At 62.9% G+C, this 19,206-nt stretch carries 20 protein-coding genes and 1 pseudogene; 6 read left to right on the top strand and 15 right to left on the bottom strand.

The genetic code is table 11. The annotated features are described in order from the left end of the window. Positions 1–80: 80 nt before the first annotated feature. On the bottom strand, positions 81–731 hold the full coding sequence (locus O8W32_05520) for an HAD-IA family hydrolase (GenBank protein ID WII08632.1): 651 nt from the start codon (positions 729–731) through the stop codon (positions 81–83). 52 nt (positions 732–783) lie between these two features. Here O8W32_05520 and O8W32_05515 point away from each other — a divergent pair, with 52 nt between their 5' ends. Continuing rightward, a complete protein-coding gene (locus O8W32_05515) occupies positions 784–1,653 on the top strand; it encodes a carboxypeptidase-like regulatory domain-containing protein (GenBank protein ID WII08631.1) in 870 nt (289 codons plus the stop codon). 17 nt (positions 1,654–1,670) lie between these two features. Here the strand turns inward: O8W32_05515 and O8W32_05510 are convergent, their stop codons facing one another. Genes O8W32_05510 through O8W32_05475 form a run of 8 tightly spaced genes read right to left on the bottom strand, consistent with a single transcriptional unit; the run spans position 1,671 to position 7,848 of the window. After that, entirely contained in the window at positions 1,671–2,237 is a 567-nt protein-coding gene (locus O8W32_05510; protein ID WII08630.1) for a FumA C-terminus/TtdB family hydratase beta subunit, read from the bottom strand. Further along, positions 2,234–3,106, bottom strand: a complete 873-nt coding sequence (locus O8W32_05505; GenBank protein ID WII08629.1) for a fumarate hydratase — start codon at positions 3,104–3,106, stop codon at positions 2,234–2,236. Before O8W32_05505 ends, O8W32_05510 begins: the two co-directional genes overlap by 4 nt. Before the next feature lie 5 nt (positions 3,107–3,111). Next, on the bottom strand, positions 3,112–4,149 hold the full coding sequence (locus tag O8W32_05500; GenBank protein ID WII08628.1) for an NMD3-related protein: 1,038 nt from the start codon (positions 4,147–4,149) through the stop codon (positions 3,112–3,114). Further along, positions 4,146–4,448, bottom strand: coding sequence for a DUF424 family protein (locus O8W32_05495; protein WII08627.1), 303 nt, complete (start codon positions 4,446–4,448; stop codon positions 4,146–4,148). Before O8W32_05495 ends, O8W32_05500 begins: the two co-directional genes overlap by 4 nt. A 5-nt stretch (positions 4,449–4,453) precedes the next feature. After that, positions 4,454–6,553 (bottom strand): minichromosome maintenance protein MCM, encoded by a 2,100-nt coding sequence (locus O8W32_05490; GenBank protein ID WII08626.1) that lies wholly within the window; start codon positions 6,551–6,553, stop codon positions 4,454–4,456. Position 6,554: 1 nt separating this feature from the next. Then, positions 6,555–6,785, bottom strand: coding sequence for a hypothetical protein (locus O8W32_05485; protein WII08625.1), 231 nt, complete (start codon positions 6,783–6,785; stop codon positions 6,555–6,557). 11 nt (positions 6,786–6,796) lie between these two features. Next, positions 6,797–7,369 (bottom strand): DUF367 family protein, encoded by a 573-nt coding sequence (locus tag O8W32_05480; GenBank protein ID WII08624.1) that lies wholly within the window; start codon positions 7,367–7,369, stop codon positions 6,797–6,799. Beyond that, positions 7,366–7,848, bottom strand: coding sequence for a hypothetical protein (locus O8W32_05475; GenBank protein WII08623.1), 483 nt, complete (start codon positions 7,846–7,848; stop codon positions 7,366–7,368). The genes O8W32_05480 and O8W32_05475 overlap by 4 nt, the downstream gene beginning before the upstream one ends. Positions 7,849–8,071: 223 nt before the next feature. Here O8W32_05475 and O8W32_05470 point away from each other — a divergent pair, with 223 nt between their 5' ends. Further along, positions 8,072–9,397 carry an orotidine 5'-phosphate decarboxylase gene (locus O8W32_05470; GenBank protein ID WII08622.1) on the top strand — a complete coding sequence of 442 codons (1,326 nt, stop codon included), beginning with the start codon at positions 8,072–8,074 and terminating at the stop codon, positions 9,395–9,397. An 82-nt stretch (positions 9,398–9,479) separates the two neighbouring features. Here O8W32_05470 and O8W32_05465 read toward each other — a convergent pair whose 3' ends face one another. The 3 genes and pseudogenes from O8W32_05465 to O8W32_05455 all read right to left on the bottom strand — a co-directional run bounded on the left by O8W32_05465 (position 9,480) and on the right by O8W32_05455 (position 12,135). Further along, positions 9,480–10,433 (bottom strand): zinc metalloprotease HtpX, encoded by a 954-nt coding sequence (locus tag O8W32_05465; protein WII08621.1) that lies wholly within the window; start codon positions 10,431–10,433, stop codon positions 9,480–9,482. 84 nt (positions 10,434–10,517) lie between these two features. Then, a complete protein-coding gene (locus tag O8W32_05460) occupies positions 10,518–11,282 on the bottom strand; it encodes an MBL fold metallo-hydrolase (GenBank protein ID WII08620.1) in 765 nt (254 codons plus the stop codon). A 121-nt stretch (positions 11,283–11,403) separates the two neighbouring features. Beyond that, a pseudogene (locus tag O8W32_05455) lies at positions 11,404–12,135 on the bottom strand (TatD family hydrolase). Between the two features lie 129 nt (positions 12,136–12,264). Between O8W32_05455 and priS the strand changes: the two are divergent. The 4 genes from priS to ftsY all read left to right on the top strand — a co-directional run bounded on the left by priS (position 12,265) and on the right by ftsY (position 15,441). Beyond that, positions 12,265–13,494 carry a DNA primase catalytic subunit PriS gene (gene priS, locus O8W32_05450; protein WII08619.1) on the top strand — a complete coding sequence of 410 codons (1,230 nt, stop codon included), beginning with the start codon at positions 12,265–12,267 and terminating at the stop codon, positions 13,492–13,494. Positions 13,495–13,619: 125 nt separating this feature from the next. Continuing rightward, positions 13,620–13,844 (top strand): 50S ribosomal protein L18Ae, encoded by a 225-nt coding sequence (gene rpl18a, locus O8W32_05445; GenBank protein ID WII08618.1) that lies wholly within the window; start codon positions 13,620–13,622, stop codon positions 13,842–13,844. A 1-nt stretch (position 13,845) separates the two neighbouring features. After that, positions 13,846–14,283 carry a prefoldin subunit alpha gene (gene pfdA / locus O8W32_05440; protein ID WII10047.1) on the top strand — a complete coding sequence of 146 codons (438 nt, stop codon included), beginning with the start codon at positions 13,846–13,848 and terminating at the stop codon, positions 14,281–14,283. Positions 14,284–14,289: 6 nt separating this feature from the next. Then, complete coding sequence (gene ftsY, locus O8W32_05435) at positions 14,290–15,441, top strand: signal recognition particle-docking protein FtsY (GenBank protein WII08617.1); 1,152 nt, start codon at positions 14,290–14,292, stop codon at positions 15,439–15,441. 46 nt (positions 15,442–15,487) lie between these two features. Here the strand turns inward: ftsY and O8W32_05430 are convergent, their stop codons facing one another. From O8W32_05430 to O8W32_05420, 3 genes are all read right to left on the bottom strand, one after another. Further along, positions 15,488–16,714 (bottom strand): M20 family metallo-hydrolase, encoded by a 1,227-nt coding sequence (locus O8W32_05430; protein WII08616.1) that lies wholly within the window; start codon positions 16,712–16,714, stop codon positions 15,488–15,490. A gap of 142 nt (positions 16,715–16,856) precedes the next feature. After that, positions 16,857–18,035, bottom strand: coding sequence for an acetyl-CoA C-acetyltransferase (locus O8W32_05425; GenBank protein WII08615.1), 1,179 nt, complete (start codon positions 18,033–18,035; stop codon positions 16,857–16,859). Positions 18,036–18,097: 62 nt separating this feature from the next. Continuing rightward, positions 18,098–19,129, bottom strand: a complete 1,032-nt coding sequence (locus tag O8W32_05420) for a tRNA(Ile)(2)-agmatinylcytidine synthase (protein WII08614.1) — start codon at positions 19,127–19,129, stop codon at positions 18,098–18,100. Positions 19,130–19,206 lie beyond the last annotated feature (77 nt).

The following is a 19,206-nucleotide window of genomic DNA, read 5'->3' as shown; positions in this document are numbered from 1 at the left end:
GTGTACAGCCCCTCCCCGTTCGAATAGTACTGTGAATCCCCTGGCCTGTTATAAACCCTTCATCGGGCCGCCGGAATGCATCAGGGGCGCCTGGATATGCGGATGGCGATATCGGCGGCCTCGGCCGGAGTGGCCGCGGATGCGACGCCGAGACCCAGGCACTTCGATAAGGGGAGCCCGTAGCCGTAGGAGGCAGCGATGAACCAGCATCTTGCCTCTTTGGCGGCCTCCAGGTCCTGGATGCAGTCGCCGATCATGATGATGCGGTCCGCGCCCAATGCTTCGGCGCAGTCGAGGATCATCCTGCCCTTGGTGCGCTTCCCCTCGGGGTCGGCGCCCGCCACTGCCCCGAAGAGACCGCCGAGCCCGAAGGCCTCGACCGCTGCCTCCGCCGCCGGCCGGACCTTCATCGTCGCCACCGCCAGGGCTATCCCTGATGCCCTCAGCCTCTCCAGGGCCTCCTTCACGCCCGGATAGAGGGACACGCCGTCATCGGCGGCACGCCCAAGGTAGTCCTCGCGGTAGAGCTTTACCGCTTCGTCCGCCAGCTCAGGGCCGAAGATCGCCCTACAGTTGCCCGGAAGGCCTCCGCAGAGATGGTCATTCAGCACCGCATCCGAGGGTTCCGGGACACCTAGCCTGCGGGCCGCATGCCTGTAGGAACGCCAAATGGACTCCCTGGAGTCCGTCAGAGTGCCGTCCATGTCGAACACGGCGAGAGTCTTTGCCATTGAACGCCCTATACGCGCAGATTATAAAGCGAATCGCTGATATCGAAAGATGATGAAACATGTATCCGCCGCATTGATTGCGGCCGCCGCCATATGCATGCTCCTGCCGTCCCTGGTCTTCGCAGACGGCTCGGATGCCGACGGCGAGGGAACCGAGACCGGGCAGACCTACATCTCCGGATACATCTACGAGCCCCTGTCATCCGGGAACGGGCCGATCGAGGGAGCGACGGTGACCGTGAAGATGACCCTGTCCGATGGGAACGTAATCAGGTTCAGCGCAGCAACCGGATCCGACGGCAGGTTCGATGTCAATATCACGGAAGGCTTCGACACCACTGCAACGTTCGGCATACTGTTCGCCCTAGAAGACTACACTATGAGGAACCTGCCCCAGTCAGTCTCGACATCGACGGACTCCGAGGGATACTACACACTGACGCTTCCCACGTCCACGACCACCGATGGGAACACCTATTACATGCTGACCGATGACATGTCCCAGAGCGGTTCCGATCTGAGGGTGGTGCTGATGGCCTCCACCACCAGCACCCTCACCATCAGGGTGATCTACGTCGGCGATTTCATCGAGGGAGCCAAAGTCACCATCAGCAAAGTCGGCGACAGCGACAGCAATACTGTTGAGAGCAATTCCCGCGGATACGCCGAGTTCAACAATATATCGGTAGGTGAATACAGCATCGTTGTCAAGGCCGACGGATTCGAGACTTACGAGTCCACAGTGACCGTCGGAGAGGGCGGCACAACGACGGATGCGAATCTGACTGAGAGGACCCATACGCACTACCTGTGGGGCTTCGACATCGCCCATGTCATGATGCTCGCCGGCCTGCTGATCGGCATCTTCATGGCCGCAGCGGCATGGGCCCTCCACCGCACCGGAAAGAAGCTGGACTCGTAAGCGGGGGCCCTGCTGGGTCAGTATACTCTTTTGATGTTCTGCCTGACCTTCTCATAAAGGCTGTTGCCGTCGGCATCCATCGCGACCGTGAGGGGGCCCAGACGGACAGTGTTGAACTTCCAGAGCGCCTCGGGCATTCCGAGGTCCTCCCACTCGCACCCTATGACCTGCGACAGGCCCTCCGCGAGGGACACCGCCGCTCCGCCGACGGCCGCGAGATAGACGCAGCCTTCCTTCTTCATCGCCTCGGCCGTGGCGCGGTCCATGCCGCCCTTGCCGATGATCGCCTTGATGCCGAACTCCCTGATGAAACGGGGCTCCAGCGAGTTCATCCTCGCGCTGGTGGTGGGCCCGGCGGCGACCACGGTCCACCTGTCGCCGTTCTTCTTCATGATGGGCCCGCAGTGGTAGATGACCGCGCCGCGGAGGCATTCCGGGACCTCCTTCCCCTCATCGAGGTACTCCAGTGCGCGGATGTGCACATCGTCCCTGCCGGTGATCACGGGGCCGTTGATGTAGACGGTCTCGCCCAGCTTCAGGGACCTGACGTCCCTGTCGGACAGCGGAGCGTTAAGGGTCTTCACAGAACCGCCCCCTGGGAGTACTCGACGTCCGAATCGGTGATCCGTGCGGACGCCCTCCTGGTGGCCCAGCAGCCGATGTTGACGCAGACGGGGAGGGAGGCGGTATGGCAGGCCATCTTCCTTATCTTGACGCCGAGGACGGTGGTGTTCCCGCCCAGCCCCATAGGGCCGAGGCCGGAGCTGTTCAGCTTGATGAACAGGTCCTCCTCGAGCTTCCTGATCTCCGGGTCCGGGTCCTCATGGTCAAGGGGCTCCATCAGGGCGCGCTTGGCGGCCGCGGCGCACTCGTCCGAGGTGCCGCCGATGCCTATCCCGACGATCCCCGGAGGGCAGGGGCGCCCGCCGGCGTCCAGGACGGAGTCGATGATGAACTTCACGATGCCTTCCCTGCCCTCGGCGGGGTTCAGCATGGCGAGCTTCGTCATGTTCTCCGACCCGGCGCCCTTCAGCATGACCGAGATCTCGGTGAACGGATCGGCGGTGGGGATGTAATGGATGAAGGGCATCCCCGCGCCGGTGTTGTCGCCGGAGTTCTTCCTGGTGAACGGGTCGACCGCGTTCGGCCTCATAGGGACCTTCGCGGTGCTGCGGACGATAGCCTCGCGGATGTCGTCCGCAATGCCGGGGTCGATCCTCCCGCGGACCCAGAACACGGGCACTCCCGTATCCTGGCACATCGGTTTCCCCAGGTGCTCGGCCTTCCTGATGTTGTCCAGGATCGCTCCGAGCACCGTGCGCGCCGAGGCGTCCGCCTCCCATTCGGCCGCCGCCTCCAGCGCCCAGCCGATGTCCTCGGGGATCTTGGTGTTGGCCAGTTTCAGCAGGTTCTCGACTATCTGTTCCCTTGTCTCCGGAAGTTTGACCACCATGGAAATCACCTCAGCGGCACGTAGTAGAGGACGTCATCGATCCTCACGGCCGGCACCCTGTCCCCGATCGACGCGTCCTTGGGCACCAGCAGGTCCACGGTCTGGTAGCTCGAGGGGTCCAGGACCTGGACCTCGCCCTCGGAGGCCGTAATCACATCGGCGCGGATGAGGTCGGAATACTTGCAGTAGACCTTCAGATCGGGCATCTCCCTCCTCTCGATAGAGGTCTCGCGGAAATTGTCCAGGGAGACGATCTTCCCTCCCCTGCCGGACACGCGCGACAGGAGCCAGTACTTCTTCTTGAAGCGGACGACGTCCCCGACATGGAACTCGGGGAGCCTGACCAGGTAGGTGACGCGGTACATGTCGAGCCCGTCGCGGGTCTGCCCCACCAGCTTGGAGGACTCGTCGGTCTCCGCGGCGTAGACATCAGCCAGGTCGCGCGCGCATGACTTCCCCAGGGCGATCAGCGACAGGTAGACGTCCACCCCGCCCGTGACGATCTCCATCTTGGTGATGAAGGCGTTCTGGTCGGTCTTCATGGCGCCGTCCACCAGCTTCTCCACCCTGGCCAGGACCTCGTCCTGCAGGTCCTTGGACAGCGTCTTGCCGGAGCTCCTGATCTGGAGTATGGCCTCGTAGTAGTTCCCGCTGCGGCGCGAGCATATCCTGCAGACGGTGTTCTTGATCCTGACGACGGTGGTCGCCGCCGCGTCGGTCGTGAAGCCGCCGACGGCCACCTTGCAGTTGAGGGTGACGGACACGTTGTAATCGTCCAGGTACCCGAGGGCGGCGGAGATGTCCGTGACCTTGCCCTCGCTGATGCACTGGAGCTCCTCGGCCGCGGCGCATATGACCGCCTCGTCCTGCTCCATCGGCACGAAGGCCCCGTGACGGTAGAACTGGCCGCAGGTGGTGCATCTCTGGAGGTCGACATGGTCCGGCAGGGAGAGGACCTGCCTGTCCTTCAGGAAGCATTCCAGGCACATCCCGTTGACGGTCTGGTCGGTCTCCTTGCCGCATTCGACGCAGAACCCGTTCACAGCGTCACCGCCTGCGCATGCCTGATGCCGCCTATCTCCAGGACGGCGCCCCTGTCGATGATCCCCATCTCCACCGCTATGTCCACCGCGCGGTTCCCGGCGATGTTCAGGATGGTGAACGCCTCGAACCTCGAGCGGAGCTCGGCCTCGTCGATGAGGTCCCCTCCGTAGAAGCCCTCGTTGACGGTGATGTGGAGCTTCCCCTCCGCGAATGTCTTCCCGAGGACCTCCTCATCGCAGACCGCGATGATGGTCTCCTTAGGGTGCCTGTGCGTCCTGAAATAGAATCCTCCTGCCATGCGTATCACCCTGCGTGCCTGTAGTGCCCGCTCTTGGGGCTGTAGATGACCCCTCTCCGGCTCAGCTTCTCGAGCGTCTGGTTGACCTCGGCGGCCTTTATCCCGTCATGGGACGCTGCCGAGATGATGTCCTCGGTCGTGATCCCGTTTTCGCCGGCGTCCTTGATTATCTTCTCGATCTGGTTGATGTCGGCGCGGTCCTTCGACGAGAACTCGGACATCCTGTCGATGTCCAGGATGCCTCCCTGGGTCCTCGCGATCTTGTCCATGTAGTACGCGACCAGGTCGATGGCGCGCTGCGCGTCGACGTCGGTGACGGTGTTGGACAGGCGCATCTTCGCAGAGGCCTCGGCTATCCTCACATACGCCTCGAGCTGCCTGGCAGTGATGGGGACCGTCTTAGATTCCGAATAGCCGCTCCTGATCCTGACGTAATTGTCCTCGATCATCTTGGCGGCCGAGTCCGTCATGACCGGCACGATATGCTGCTTGGCGTAGGCCACGTACTTCCTCAGCTGCTCTATGGAGTACTTGGGCTTGATGTCGACCGTCTCCTCCATGATCTGGTCGATGTCCACGCCTTCCGGGGACTCGGAGCCGCTGTACTGCCTCGCCTCCCCTCTCCTGTGGACCTTGAGGATGTACTGGGTGACCTTGCGGTCGTATTTCGGCTCCGGCACGTCGTTCATGACGAAGATGAGGTCGAAACGCGAGAGCAGGGGGGCCGGGAGGTCTATCTGGGTGGCTATCGCCGAGCCTTCGGTGTCGAACCTCCCCAGCTTGGGGTTGGCCGCGGCCAGCATGGAGCACCTGCACTGGAGGGCCATGGTCAGGCCGGCCTTCGCCACCGAGATCCTCTGGGACTCCATGGCCTCATGGAGCGAGGAGCGGTCCTGCTCGGTCATCTTGTCGAGCTCATCGATGCATGCCAGGCCGCCGTCCGCCAGGACGAGCGCCCCCGCTTCGAGGACCCAGCCGCCGGTATCCTCGTCCTTCACTGCGGTTGCCGTGAGGCCGGCCGCCGAGGCGGACTTGCCGGAGGCGTAGATCCCGCGGGGGGACAGCTGGGACATGTAACGGAGGATCTGGGACTTCGCGACACCGGGGTCTCCGACGATGAGGATGTGCATATCCCCCCTGATCGCCGAGCCGTCGTCCATGACCTTGTGGCAGCCTCCGAAGAGCTGCAGGGCGACGGCCGCCTTGACCTCCCTCATGCCGTAGATGGTCGGCGAGATGGAGTCGATGATGTTCTCGAAGAGGTGGGGGTCCCTGGACATCTCCAGGATCGCCTTCTCGTCCTCGTCCGTTATGACGATCTCGTCGTACTCGTGCTGCTCGTACTCCACCGAGATAACGTCCAGGTAGGTCTCGAAGGTGGTGGTCTTGTTCCTGTCCTGCTTCTCGGCCGACCGGAGGATCCCGTTGAAGGTGACCCTGGACCCGGGGGTGACCTCCCCGGCGATGTCGTCCTCGAGGTAGCCGCTCATCCTCTCGGGCTGGTCGCCTCCCCTCAGGTCCTCGGGGGATTCCTGGAAATCGATCCTCTGGGTATCGCGGTATATCGACTCCTGCTCGTCGAGTATGAACTTCAGCGGGCCCCGGTTGCAGGTGGTCGCCGGGTTGGTGCACATGGCCGGCTCCGCGAGGATCATGCCCGGCTGGTCCACCCATATCTCCTGGCCGCACTTGGCGCACCTGAAGAGCGCCTTGGTCATCCTGGGGCGAACGGGGGTGACCCTTTTCACTATGCCGTCCACGGAGACCAGCCTGCCGAGGTGCTTCGCCCTCAGCTTCCTGATCCCGACCTTGGCGTCGTGGGGGATCGAGGTGATCCTGACGTTCACGATGTTGACAGGGTCCCACGAAGGGGGCATGGCGGATTCCTTGATGTACTCCGACGCCGCCGCGATGCAGCGGTCCGGCGCCTCCATGACGTACATCGCGAACTGCGAGCTGTACATGTCGATATCGTCGTAGTCTATGAACACGCTGCGCTTGTCCGGGTAACTGTCCGCTATCTCCCTCAGCATCAGGACGTACTTCTCCTTGCCGAGGATGCTCGCCCATGCCTCCTTCAGCTCATCATCCTGGAAAACAGCCATCTCACGCCTCTTTGGAACGGCATTCGCCGTCGGCCCACCAGATCCATCCGCCGTCCTCGAAGGAGACCTTCCCCTTCACGAGGCCCTCGCGGCGGTATTTGCTGAGCGTCTTGATCAGATCGTCCGGGCACCTGTAATGGAAATACGATTCCAGCCTCGCGGCCGCCTCGGCCGTGGTGATGCGCTCATCCCCCAGGGCCTTCCATACCATTTCCAACAGTTCGTCCGGCATTGCGTCGTCTCCTATGCTCGCGCAATATTAAAAACAAGCCCGCGGACATCCTGCGGACATCGGTCCCCGCCACCGTCTCCGGCCACCGACCTGACGTAGCTGTCGGACATGCTCCGGACCTCATCGGAGTCGGCCGCCGTCCTGTACTCGTCGAAGAGCGCCTTGTTGAGAGTCACCAGCTCGGGGGCCCAGTTGAACCTCCCCATGAACAGCTCGGCCTGCTCGTCCATGCCCATGATGATCAGCGAGGCCAGGACCGCCTCGGCGCTGTTGAGCCTCCACGGCTTCCCCCAGTTCACCGGATTGGCGGCCACCAGATAGGGGAGGCACCTGCCGCGGGCCGCGCGGATGCGCGGGAGCTCCGAGATATGGGTCCAGGTGAGGTCCAGAACGACGAGACCCAGATGCGCGTGCTTAGCATCCGCGGGCGAGAGCATGGTGTCCGCGGTGGGGTCGAGGACCAGGGCCCCGCGGGGGATCCGGTCGAGCCTGACCTCGCGGGCCAGGCCGAACTTCTCCATCCTCTTGGCGGTGCACTTCTTCGGGTCGCACTGGTCCTTATCGTAGACGAGTATGGGGATCATGCCGAGATCAGGGACCTGAGCTTCTCAGGGTCTGCCAGGTTCTCCGCGACCCATTTGGACACGCGGTCCGCCATGGCCAGGAGCTGATCGGCGAGCTCGGCGTCGTCGGTAGCGGTGAACTCCTCCCTAGTCCCCATGTGGGCGCAGATCTGGCGCCCCTGCCAGGGGGATTTCTTCGCGAGGCGGTCGAACACGGGCTTCTCCGTGTAGACCACGAAGTCGAAGCCCTCGTCGCGCGGGAGGAACCTGTCGTCGGAGAAGTCCTTGGAGACCAGGTCGCGGAGGTCCTCGCCGGCGCAGTACATCACCGAGAGCAGGTCGCAGTCGACGATATCGTGCTCGGGGCCGGCGCTGTAGACCTCGTACCTGTCCGAGAACATCTTCCTGGCATAATGCTCGGCAAGCTGCGAGGAGAGATCGTTCTTGGAATCTACGAAGAGGATGCGGAGCTTCTTCTCCTGCTTCTTCTTTGCTGCCATGGAGAGTACCATGGCGGGGGCCATCATTAAAGTATTCCTCGCGATATGAGAAGCGCCGCGATGATGATCGTTTCATTGAGCTGAACGCTGATGATTGACGGGCGAGCTGAGCGGCATTCATCTGAACATGAATCCGGGGCGGGGACCCGAAAAATTTTCGCAGAGACGCCCAAACCTGTTGCCCCGGCGCTCATTCTTATACACGCGAGGGCATCGCTACGGCATGGAACCCGTATTGCAGGTGGCCCTCGACATGATGCAGCTGAAACGCAGCGAGGGCATCGCCGAGGAGGCCGTCGCCGGCGGCGCCGACTGGGTCGAGGTCGGCACCCCGCTGATAAAGAGCGCCGGCACTGACGCCGTGCGCACCATGAAGAGGAAGTTCCCCGGCCACAAGATCGTGGCCGACACCAAGACCATGGACACCGGTGCCTTCGAAGTGGAGATCATGGCCAAAGCCGGGGCCGACATCGTCACCGTGCTCGGCCTCGCCGAGGACTCCACCATATCCGAGGCCGTCGAGTCCGGGAGGAAGTACGGCGCGGAGATCATGGTCGACATGATCAACGTCCCGGACAAGGTGAAGCGCTCGAAGGAGGTCGAGAAGCTCGGGGTGGCATACATCTGCCTGCACATGGGCATAGATACCCAGATGCGCGGCGAGGAGGCCCCGGTGGATGTCCTCAGGAAGATCGTGGAGGCAGTAAGCATCCCCGTGGCGGTGGCCGGCGGGATCACCGCCGACACGGTTCCCGATTATGTGAAGGCGGGCGCCTATGACATCATCGTCGGCGGCGGGATCACCAAGACCGACGACATCAGGGGCGCCGCGGCGGAGATCAAGAAGGCCATGAAGGGGCTGGAGATCAGCAAGGTCATAGCCAAGAAGTATACCGAGGACGAGCTCTTCGAGGCGTTCTCCAAGGTCTCCACCTGCAACATCTCGGACGCCTACCATAAGAAGGGGGTCGTCTACGGCCTGCACCCGTACATCGAGCGCAATGCGAAGATGGTCGGGCGCGCCCTCACCGTCCAGACGGCGAACGGCGACTGGGCGAAGCCCGTGGAGGCCATCGACCGCGCCAAGAAGGGGGACGTCATCGTCATCGACGTCGGCGGGGCCCCCATGGCCGTCTGGGGCGAGCTGGCATCCAACTCTGCGATGGAGATGGGCTGCGCAGGGGTCGTCATCGACGGCGCGATAAGGGACATCGACGACATCGAGAACCTGAAGTTCCCGGCCTTCGCCCGCACGGCGGTCCCCTGCGCCGGAGAGGCCAAGGGCGCCGGGGTCATAGGGACCGAGATCGTCATCGGGGGGCAGAGGGTCCGCACCGGCGATTGGATCGTCGGCGATGAGAGCGGCCTCATCGTCATCGCCAAGGAGGAGGCCGTGGAGGTGGCCAACCGCGCCCTCGACGTCCATGAGCACGAGACCCGCGTCCGCGCGGAGATCAGGAAGGGCTCCACCCTCTCCAAGGTCAACGAGATATCCAAATGGGAGCCTGTGCAGCGAGGGGAGCTTCGGTCCCCTCCGCCGCTCAGATAATATTCATAGGCTCTCCGCCGGGGCCGCCGGGGAAATGACCCAGCGGCCCGCTGACAGCGGAACGGAAAAAGTTTCCTCCGCCTCAGCGGGAGGTCATGGTCTTCATGACGCTCTTCGAGGAGTCCTCTCCGGGAGTGTATTCCCTGATCCTCCCGCCGTCCATGGCGGCGGCGAGCTTCTCCAGCTTCTCTACCCTGTCCTGGGTGGACGGGTGGGTGGAGAAGAGGTTCCTGGCGAACCCCTTCCGGCAGGGCTCGCTGATCCACATGTTGGCATGAGCGGTGTCGGAGTAGTCGTTGTTCGGGGAGCTGCATCCGCGCTCGAGCTTCATCAGGGCGCTGGCCAGCTCGCGGGGCTTATGGGTGATCCTCGCCCCGGTCTCGTCCGCCAGGTACTCGCGGTTGCGGGAGACGGCCAGCTGCAGGATGAGACCGGCGATCGGCACGAATATCACGCAGACGGCCGCGACGACCAGCATCAGGGCGCTGTTCCTGTTGTCCCTGTCCCCGCCCGAGAAGACGGCGCCGTAGAAGAGCATCCTGGCTGCGTACGTGAGGATGGCGACCATGCAGGAGGCCACCGACATCACGAGGATGTCGCGGTTCTTCACATGGGACATCTCGTGGCCGATGACGGCCTCCAGCTCGTCGTCGTTGAGCGCCCTCAGGATGCCCCTGGTGGCCACGACGGCCGCGTTCTTCGGGTTCCTGCCGGTGGCGAAGGCATTGGGCATGGGGGCCTCGCATACGCCCACCTCGGGCATAGGCAGCCCGGCCTCCTTCGCGACCTTCTCGACGATGCCGTACAGCCTCGGCTCCTCTTCGCGCGTGACCAGGTGCACACGGTTCGCCCTGAGGGCGGACTGCTTGGAGAACCAGTACGAGAAGAAGCTTATCAGCACCGAGACGGCCAGCATCAGCACGAGCCCGTAGAGCCCGTAGCCGAAGAACCAGCCGATCACGAAGCCGATCAGCATCATGAACAGTGTCAGGATGACGAATATCGAGAGCGTCCTGAGCCTGTATGCCGCTTTCATTTCATTACCCCTGTTGGATTGGTTGGCTAAGGGATTGATTGTCCTTCTATAAAAAGCATTAGTGCGGGCTGCAACGGGTCCGCATCAGAGCAGGTCGAACTCCAGGGTCTGTCCCCCGAAGAAGTCCTTCACCCCGTCGATCCCGAGGGTCACGCGCATGCGGTCTATCCCCCTCTCGTTGGTGCAGTGATTGAGGTAGAGCCTCTTGATCCCGAGGTCCTTCAGGTACCCGGCGTACACGTCGGCCAGCCTGTCGTTCTTCTTCCCGATGTGCAGCCCTCCGATGACGGCGGCCGGGATCCTGCCGAACCTCTCCTTCACGGCGTCCACCGCATGGTCCAGGCCCATGTGGCAGCATCCGACTATCAGGACGGGCCCGACCTTGGTGCTCACGACCAGGAAGCATTCGTCCGCGCCGTTCTGGGTCATAGGCGGGGATATGTGCACGTGCTCCGACAGGTCGGTCCATCCGGCGACATCGTTCCTGTACATCAGCCCCTCCTTCCCCTCGGGAGGGTACATGCCGCCGGTGCGGCCGAAGCGCTTCCTCTCCTCGGCAAAGCAGGACGCGGGGGCGTAGAAGTCGATCGGCTTCGTCCGCTCCTTCATGAACCCGTCGAGCGCCCCGCGGTGGTCCATGTGGTTGTGGGACACGACCACCGCGTCGACGGAGTCGGGTTCGATGCCGAGCTCGCCCATGTTGTTCTCCAGGTACCTCGGGCGATGCCCGAGGCCGAACAGGAAGCGCTTCCCATCCGCATCGATCATGATGGACATTCCGATCGCCCCGATGAGGTGCGTGTTCGGCAGAGCGCCCTCGTCGTAGACGCAGGTGACCTTGGCCTTCATGCTCAGTAATCCCCTGTCTGGGATAATAACGCTTGCAAAATATGCGGGGCCTTCGGCGCCGGTAGTACCTGTCCGGGATGTCCCTGCAGATGCGGCATACCAGGTCCTCGTCGGCGATGCCGGAGGCCAGCATCCAGCGGACCTTGTTCGGGACGGTGGTCACGGACATCACCGCCCCCGGCTTGGAGGGGTCGTCGATGTAGTCGGTCTCGAACATGAAGCGGTCGGACCCCTTCGACAGCGCTTCCTTTATGTTCGTCTTGGAAGCGGGCATCGAGGGCATGACGCCGAAGGTCTCCTCCGGGGTGACAAGGGGAGGGGAGGAGTGCTTTATCACCATCCCCGGGTCCAGGCCGGCGGCGCGGGCGATCTCCGCGAGGCTCCGGTTGGTCTCCGCCGTGCCGGACTCGCAGTGGATTATGACGGGGACGCCGGCCTCCCGGGCGATCTCCATCCCCCTGCCGAGGATGCGGTTGGAACTGTCCCAGATCTCCTGGGAACAGGGGAAGTGGGGCCTTCCGATTTCCCCGATTGCGGCCGCCCTGCCTTCCTCGACTGCCTTCCCGGCGTCCTCCATGCCGCGCATGAGCATGTCCTCGGCCGCCGGGAGCCCGTACCTCTCCGCCAGGCCTATGAGCAGAACCGGATACGGCCCTACGGCCACGTTGACCTCCAGGCCCGTCTCCTCCCGCGCCGTCTGCGCCATCCTGTAGGTTATCTCATAGGAGCGCGCGAAATCCTCTCCCTTCGAAACGGGCACCTCAGGATAGGGAAGAGTGACCAGCGTCAGGCCCGTCCCCCCGGCGGCCTCGAACTCCTTCAGGGCATCGATGTTGCGCCCGCCGGGGCTCATATGGAGGTGGTTGTCGTACGCCGGGACGCGGTTCATGCTGCATCCATCGCCATCGTTTTATAAAACAGGGCGCAATGATAACATCGAACGGGTATGGAGGGGCCGAATCAGACACAGGAACGTCAGGACATGGGCCTGCTGGATGCGGACAGCAGGTTCCTTTTCAGGGTGTTCAGGAGGTACTACCGCTCCTTCACCCCCGAGATGCCCCACCGTTTCGCCAGGAAGGAGTTCGGCTTCATCCCCTTCGGCGGGACCATGAGGAGGCACATGGCCTTCCAGTCGCCCGAGGACCTGAAGTTCTTCATGGCCACCAGGGTCCCCCGCCACAGCTACTACTCCACATCATATTACAGGTACCCGGCCAAGCCCGAGATGGACCTCAAGGAGTGGCTGGGCGCGGAGCTCATATTCGACCTCGACGCCGATCATCTGGCAGGCGCCGACGAGATGACCTACTCCGAGATGATGGTCGAGATCCGCCGGGAGATGATCTCCCTCTGCGACGATTACCTGTACAGCGACCTCGGCTTCACGGAGGACCAGGTGCACATCTGCTTCTCCGGCGGCAGGGGGTACCATGCGCACATCAGGACCGATGACATCTACACCCTCGGCACGAGGGAGCGCAGGGAGATCGTCGACTACGTGTCATGCCAGGGCCTCGACCTCGACCGGATCTTCCGCATAGAGAAGGCATCGACGGGGACCAGGCAGTACGGTAACAGCACTTACGGCGGGACACAGACGTTCCGCCGCATACCTTCTGCGGAACAGGGCGGATGGTACGCGAAGACCAGGAAGCTGATGGTCGAGGCCATGGACGACGTCCGCTCCATGGACCTCCGCGACCTGAGGAAGAAATACCCCTCGATCGCGAAGAAGGAGAAGGAGACCGTGGCGAAGTACGCGGAGCACATCGGCATGCTGGAACAGACCATGCTCGAGCGCGGCACCATGCAGGGGCTGACTAACTTCGAGCAGGAGTTCATCATGAGCATGCTGAAGGATGCGGCGCCGAGGATGGCAAGCGAGGTGGACAAGCCCGTCACCCCCGACATCAAGAGGCTGATCCGCCTCCCGGGGTCCGTCCACGGGAAGACCGGCCTGCGCGTATCGCACCTGACGCGCGACCAGCTGACCGATTACGACCCCCTGAAGTACGCAGTGCCGGACGCCTACACCGATGAGCCTGTCAAAGTGACGATGAAGAAGGACATGGAGCTGGACATGCTCGGGCAGCATTTCGTCCTCAGCGGGGAGACCGAGGTCCCCGAGTACTGCGCCGTGTTCCTGGTCGGCAGGAGATACGCCGGATGGGGATGGGCGAGCGAGGCCGGGGAGAAGCTCTTCGGCTGACCGGGTTAACACGACTTTGAAAACTCCCTGCGGACCGGCCGGCGGACGGCCCTTTCAGCAGCCTCCGCTGCATGCCCTCCAAACCTTTATTTATAGAGTAAAGGTTGGGCACGGCAGGTAATATCATGAAAGCATTCCTCGTGACCGGTTCTTTCGCGGACCCCAGGAAAGAGCAGCCCTTCTCCATCGAGATGGCCGCAGACGACGAAGCAGCAGTCAGGGAGAAGGCCCTCTCCACCATCGGCTCCAAGCACAAGATGAAGAGGTGGCAGATCAAGATCGACAAGGTCGAGGAGATCCCCGCCGACCAGGTCCAGAGCCACGTCGTGAAGTACCAGATCGGTGCATGAGATGAACGACGAGGAGCTCCGCGAGGCGGCCAGGACGCTCGACAGCTACAACCAGCAGCTCGAGGCCATCACCCGCCAGATCAGGATCCTTCAGTCCTCCCGCGATGACAACATCAGAGCGGTAAGGACCATCGACGCCCTGTCCAAAGCGAAGGAGGGCGATGAGATCATGATCCCCATCGGAGCGTCCTCGTTCGTTTCCGTCAAAGTAACCGGCAGGAAATCCGCGGTCGTCGGCATCGGCAACCGCGTTTCCGTCGAGAAGAGCTTCGAGGACACCAAGGAGTACCTCATGCGCAGCGGCGCCGAGGTCCAGGACGCCCTCGAGAGAGCGCTCGCCGCCATGCAGGAAGTCCAGCAGTACACGGAGCAGCTGGCCGCCGAGGTCCAGGACGAGTACCGCAGGAGAAGGCTGCAGCAGGGCGCACCGCAGCAGTGATCCATCATGTTCGATTCCCTCAAGTCCAAGCTCAAGAGCATCTTCAGCAAAGGCAAGGACCTGAAGGAAGAAACCGTATACGAGGAACCCGCGCCCGAGAAGCCCGTTGAGGAGAAGCCGGAAACCGCTCCGGCCCCTCAGGCATCCCCCGCGCCTGCAGCCCCGGCACCCGAAACCGCTTCCCGCGAGGAGCACAGCAAGGCTCCTGCGGCACCGGCCAAAGAGCACGGCCACATTTCTAAGAAAGAGAGGAAGAGCGGACGCGCTTCCGACATGCTCAGCGACTCCTTCCTGGCGAAGAAGATCAAGGACGACCCGATGGACGACATCCTCGACGAGCTCGAGGTCACCCTCCTCGAGTCGGACGTCGCCTACGACGTCGTCCAGGAGATCATCATCGGCGTGAGGAACAATCTGACCGGGAAGAAGTACAGCAGAGAGTACTCCCTCGAGCAGGTCGTGGAGATCGCCGTCAGGGAGGCCGTGTCGGACGTCCTGAAGGTCAACCAGTTCGATTTCGACGCCTGGCTCGAGAAGAAGCAGGCCGAGAGCAAGCCGACCGTCATCATGTTCGTCGGCATAAACGGCACCGGGAAGACCACGGCCATCGCGAAGATCGCGAACCGCCTGAAGAAAGAGGGCAAGAGCGTCGTGCTCGCGGCCTGCGACACGTTCAGGGCCGGAGCGATCGAGCAGCTCTCGATACACGCCGACCGGCTCGGCGTCAAGATAGTGAAGTCCCAGCAGGAGGCCGACCCTGCATCCGTCGCCTACGATGCCATCGAGCATGCCAAGTCCAAGATGAGGGACGTCGTCCTCATCGACACGGCCGGAAGGATGCAGACCAACAGCAACCTCATCGCCGAGATGAAGAAGATAGCGAAGATCGCCAAGCCCGACCTGAAGGTCTTCGTCGGCGATGCCCTCGCCGGCAATGACGCGATCGAGCAGGCCAAGGTCTTCGATGAGGCCATAGGGGTCGACGCGATCATCCTCACGAAGATCGACACCGATGCCAAAGGCGGCGCAGCGCTTTCCATCGCGAAGACCATCGGCAAGCCGATCGCCTTCGTCTGCGACGGCCAGGAGTATGACGACATCGAGAAGTTCGATGCCGATTGGATGCTCCGGAGACTTTTCGAATCCTCGGATGAATGATCCCCCAGGGGCGGCCCCTCAGGGCCGCCGGATTTTTTTCTGCAGATCAGCAGTTCTTCACGCAGATGCTGTAGAACAGCGTCGCGAACACTTTGGCATCGGTGATGAGGTTGCTGAGCTCCACATACTCGTTTGGCCCGTGGAGTGTCCCGCCGCCGCACTGCCAAACATAAGCGTTGTACCCCCTGAGCCTGAAGAAGTTGGCGCAGGTCCCGCCCCCGACCCCGACGGCCTTCGGCCTCGTTCCCGTGACCGACAGGACGGCATCGGACAGTGCTTTGTACGCCTGGGTCTCTGTCGAGGAGGCCCCGCCGGAGACGTGCCTCACGAGCTCGGTCACCCTGATCTCGGCGCCGGTGCGGGTGGCCGTATCGGCCGCGACCCTCTCCGCCTCCGCCTTCACGGAGTCCGCGGAGAAATCGGTGAGCATCCTGCAGTCCATGCAGAACGACCATACTCCCGGGATAGTGTTGACGTTCAGGACGGTCGAGTCCGCTTTGGTAGGCTCGAAGGTGGATACAGGGGGGATGAACATCGGGTCGCTCTTCCCGTACTTCTCGGTGAAGTCCCTGCGGAGCTCATGCATCAGCTCCGCGCCGGCGGCGAAGGCATTGACCCCCTTCTGTGGAGTGGACGCGTGGACGGACTTCCCGATGACATCGAACTTCAGCCAGAGGACGTTCTTCTCATTGACCTCGATCATGCTCCCGTTAGGGCTCCCCCAGTCCGGGACCAGGAAGATATCGTCGGGCGAGAAGTAGCCGTGTTCAATGAGCCAGACGCACCCGTATTCGCTGGCCATCTCCTCATCGGCGACCCACGCGATCCCTATCGAGTGGCCGTCGAGAGTGCCCTTCTCGATGAACTTGGTGGCGAAAAGGGACGAGATCACGGACTGGCCGTTATCCTCGGTGCCGCGCCCGTAGACGCGGTCCCCCTTGCGGACCCCCTTGAACGGGTCGGTCTCCCACGCTTTCAGGTCGCCGGCCGGCACGGTGTCGATGTGGGCAATGAGCCAGACGGTTCCTTTCACCCTGCCGTTCTTCTTCGCCAGGATATTGGAGCGGGGTATGCCGGACGGGCCGAAGGGGACGTCCACCCTCTCCACGGAATCGAAGCCCTTCAGAAGGGTCATCAGGTAATCGGCGCGCCGCGATTCTCCCTCCCCTCCGTCCTCGGGGGATATGGAGGGGATGGACACCATCGAGACCATGATATCGGCGATCTCATCCTTCGATGCGTCGATGCGCTCCAGGATCTCGCTCAGCTGCATGCCGGGCGTATCGTCGGCCGGGGGTAAAATCATTTGCAGTGCTCAGATGAGCCGCAGCAGGGAAGCCCCCGGCCGGATGGATGGATACCTGCCCTGCTGGCACATACGGGGGCGCACGGATGCGCCCCCGCTCGATCGGGTTTCACTCCCTGCGGACGATCATGGAGACGGCGTTGCCGCCGCCGTAGCAGAGGGTGGCGAGGCCGGTGTCCTTCTGCCTGTCCTGCATGGCGTAGAGCAGGGTGGTCAGCACCCTGGTCCCGGAGCACCCGATGGGGTGGCCGAGGGCCACGGCGCCGCCGTTGACGTTGAAGATCTCGTCCGGCACGTTGAGGGTCTTCTTCACGGCGCAGGAAGCGGACGCGAAGGCCTCGTTGTGCTCGAAGAGCCCGATGTCGTCGATGGTCATGCCGGCCTTCTTCAGGACGTACTGGGTCGTCGGTATGGGGGCCTCCATGATCCTCTCGGGGAGGACTCCCCTCTCGCCGTAGGCGACGATGGAGGCCATCGGCTTGATACCGTGCTCCTCCGCCCATTTCCTGGAGGCGACGATGACGGCGGACCCGCCGTCGGAGAGCTGCGAGGAGTTCCCCGCGGTCACGATGCCGTCCTTCTTGAACACGGGCTTGAGCTTCCCGAGGGACTCGAGGGTGGAGTCGGGCCTGATGCCCTCGTCCTTGTCGAACACGATGTCCCCTTTCTTGCTGTGGATGGTGAAGGGGACGATCTCCTTGTCGAACTTCCCGGAGACCTGCGCCTCATGGGCCTTCCTGTGGCTGTCGACGGAGAGCTGGTCGGCATCCTCCCTGGTGACGTTGAACCTCTCGGCAACGATCTCGCCGGTGAATCCCATGTGCTGGTTGTTGAAGATGTCCCAGAGCCCGTCGTGGACCATCGAGTCGACGACGGTCTGGTCGTTCATCCTGTATCCCCAGCGGGCGCCGGTGAGCAGGTACGGGGCATTGGACATGCTCTCCATGCCGCCTGCCGCGATGCACTCGTACTCGCCTGCTTTGATGGCATCGGCGGCGAGCATCACGGCCTTGAGGGCCGATCCGCAGACGGCGTTGACGGTGAACGACCCGATCTCCACAGGGAGCCCGGCGCCGACGGCGGCCTGCCTCGCGGGGTTCTGTCCCAGACCTGCGGACAGGACGTTCCCCATTATGCATTCCTGGACGTCGGAGGCCTCGATACCGGCCCTCCTGACGGCCTCTTTCACGCAATGGGCCCCGAGATCGGTCGCTTTGATCCCGCTGAGCGTCTTGCCGTACTTTCCGACTGCGGTCCTGCATGCGCTTATGATTACTGCTTCGTCCATGGAATGTCCCTTCCGTGTATAGCGATGGCAGATTCCCATTCATCAGTATATAACGATGCCGTTCAGTGATTACGGCAATCGACGAATTCCACGGGCTGTACCTCCCCCATGCGCTTGAGGGGCTTGGAAAGATGCCTGCGGGCCTCCGTGGGAGGCTCGTACCATCCCAGGACCACCGGGCGGACCTTCTTCTTCATCACGGCCTGCGCCGCCTGGGCCCCGCATTTGCGGCAGCGGTAGCCTTTGCCCCTGCCGGCGGACGACATCGTGGTCCCGCAGTTCGGGCATACGGGGTTGGAGACCTTCTCCCATTCATCTACAAGGGAGATAACATGCACCTTCTCGAGGTTCAGGGTCCTCGGGCTGTCCCTGAGCTCCCCCATGACCTCCACGGTGTCCCCCGGGTCGAGCCAGTCGAGGAGATAGCGGAAAGGACCGGAGGGCTCGTAGGCCGCACAGACCACCCTCCCGCATTCGGTATCGATTGAGAGGAAGGTGTGGCCGCCGCGGATCCTCTGCTCGGACACGACCGTCCCGCGGATGAGGTAGGAGCTGTTCGGGATGAACTCCTCCGGCGTGAAATCGCGGATGATATGATCGTCCGTGCCCTGGTTGCTCTCGAATATGACCCATCTGCTCTGAGGCTCGGTCTTGATGATATCATGCCCGCGGATGAGGTCCTCCGGCACGTCGCCGCGGAAGCCGTACATGACCGGGCAGGGGGTCCCGGGGACCATGGCGCACTGTGCCAGACGGTCGTCCCAGCTGTTGAAGGAGGTTGGGATCTCATGCTCCGCGCGCGCCACGGTGGAGGGGTCGAAGATCCTCTCCGTCCCCCACCTGGAACGGGGGCGGTACGACAGGAGCTCGTAGGTGTGGTCCTCAGGGACCCAGGCCATGCCGCAGACGCACCCTATGATCCCGCGCCCGCAGCCGAGCTCGATCTTCGCGGCGCCGATGCATTCTATCTCCGCTTCGATATCGGAGCGCTTCATGACGCGGGTCACGCCCCGCCGGTAGAAGGACGGGTCCGGGCGGACGCGGCTTATGACGATCCCCGGATCGGAATCGACCGGATCGTGGTATTCCTCCACGATGGGACGGATGCGTCCGGCGAGGGCCTCAGGGTCCGGCTCCCATTCCGTCTGGGACTCACAGCAATAAAGCTCCC

It is taken from the genome of Methanomassiliicoccales archaeon LGM-DZ1, assembly GCA_030168595.1.
In the GTDB taxonomy this organism is placed as follows: domain Archaea; phylum Thermoplasmatota; class Thermoplasmata; order Methanomassiliicoccales; family Methanomethylophilaceae; genus Methanomethylophilus.
This window is presented reverse-complemented; position numbering and strand designations above follow the sequence as displayed.

Bases quoted from the DNA above. Each gene is read 5' to 3' on its own strand.
- O8W32_05495 (WII08627.1), bottom strand. From the start codon at position 4,448: ATGGCAGGAGGATTCTATTTCAGGACGCACAGGCACCCTAAGGAGACC.
- O8W32_05505 (WII08629.1), bottom strand. From the start codon at position 3,106: ATGGTGGTCAAACTTCCGGAGACAAGGGAACAGATAGTCGAGAACCTG.
- O8W32_05470 (WII08622.1), top strand. From the start codon at position 8,072: ATGGAACCCGTATTGCAGGTGGCCCTCGACATGATGCAGCTGAAACGC.
- rpl18a (WII08618.1), top strand. From the start codon at position 13,620: ATGAAAGCATTCCTCGTGACCGGTTCTTTCGCGGACCCCAGGAAAGAG.
- O8W32_05490 (WII08626.1), bottom strand. From the start codon at position 6,553: ATGGCTGTTTTCCAGGATGATGAGCTGAAGGAGGCATGGGCGAGCATC.
- O8W32_05475 (WII08623.1), bottom strand. From the start codon at position 7,848: ATGGCAGCAAAGAAGAAGCAGGAGAAGAAGCTCCGCATCCTCTTCGTA.
- O8W32_05480 (WII08624.1), bottom strand. From the start codon at position 7,369: ATGATCCCCATACTCGTCTACGATAAGGACCAGTGCGACCCGAAGAAG.
- priS (WII08619.1), top strand. From the start codon at position 12,265: ATGGGCCTGCTGGATGCGGACAGCAGGTTCCTTTTCAGGGTGTTCAGG.
- O8W32_05520 (WII08632.1), bottom strand. From the start codon at position 731: ATGGCAAAGACTCTCGCCGTGTTCGACATGGACGGCACTCTGACGGAC.
- O8W32_05485 (WII08625.1), bottom strand. From the start codon at position 6,785: ATGCCGGACGAACTGTTGGAAATGGTATGGAAGGCCCTGGGGGATGAG.
- pfdA (WII10047.1), top strand. From the start codon at position 13,846: ATGAACGACGAGGAGCTCCGCGAGGCGGCCAGGACGCTCGACAGCTAC.
- O8W32_05465 (WII08621.1), bottom strand. From the start codon at position 10,433: ATGAAAGCGGCATACAGGCTCAGGACGCTCTCGATATTCGTCATCCTG.
- O8W32_05460 (WII08620.1), bottom strand. From the start codon at position 11,282: ATGAAGGCCAAGGTCACCTGCGTCTACGACGAGGGCGCTCTGCCGAAC.
- O8W32_05430 (WII08616.1), bottom strand. From the start codon at position 16,714: ATGCAGCTGAGCGAGATCCTGGAGCGCATCGACGCATCGAAGGATGAG.
- O8W32_05425 (WII08615.1), bottom strand. From the start codon at position 18,035: ATGGACGAAGCAGTAATCATAAGCGCATGCAGGACCGCAGTCGGAAAG.
- ftsY (WII08617.1), top strand. From the start codon at position 14,290: ATGTTCGATTCCCTCAAGTCCAAGCTCAAGAGCATCTTCAGCAAAGGC.
- O8W32_05515 (WII08631.1), top strand. From the start codon at position 784: ATGAAACATGTATCCGCCGCATTGATTGCGGCCGCCGCCATATGCATG.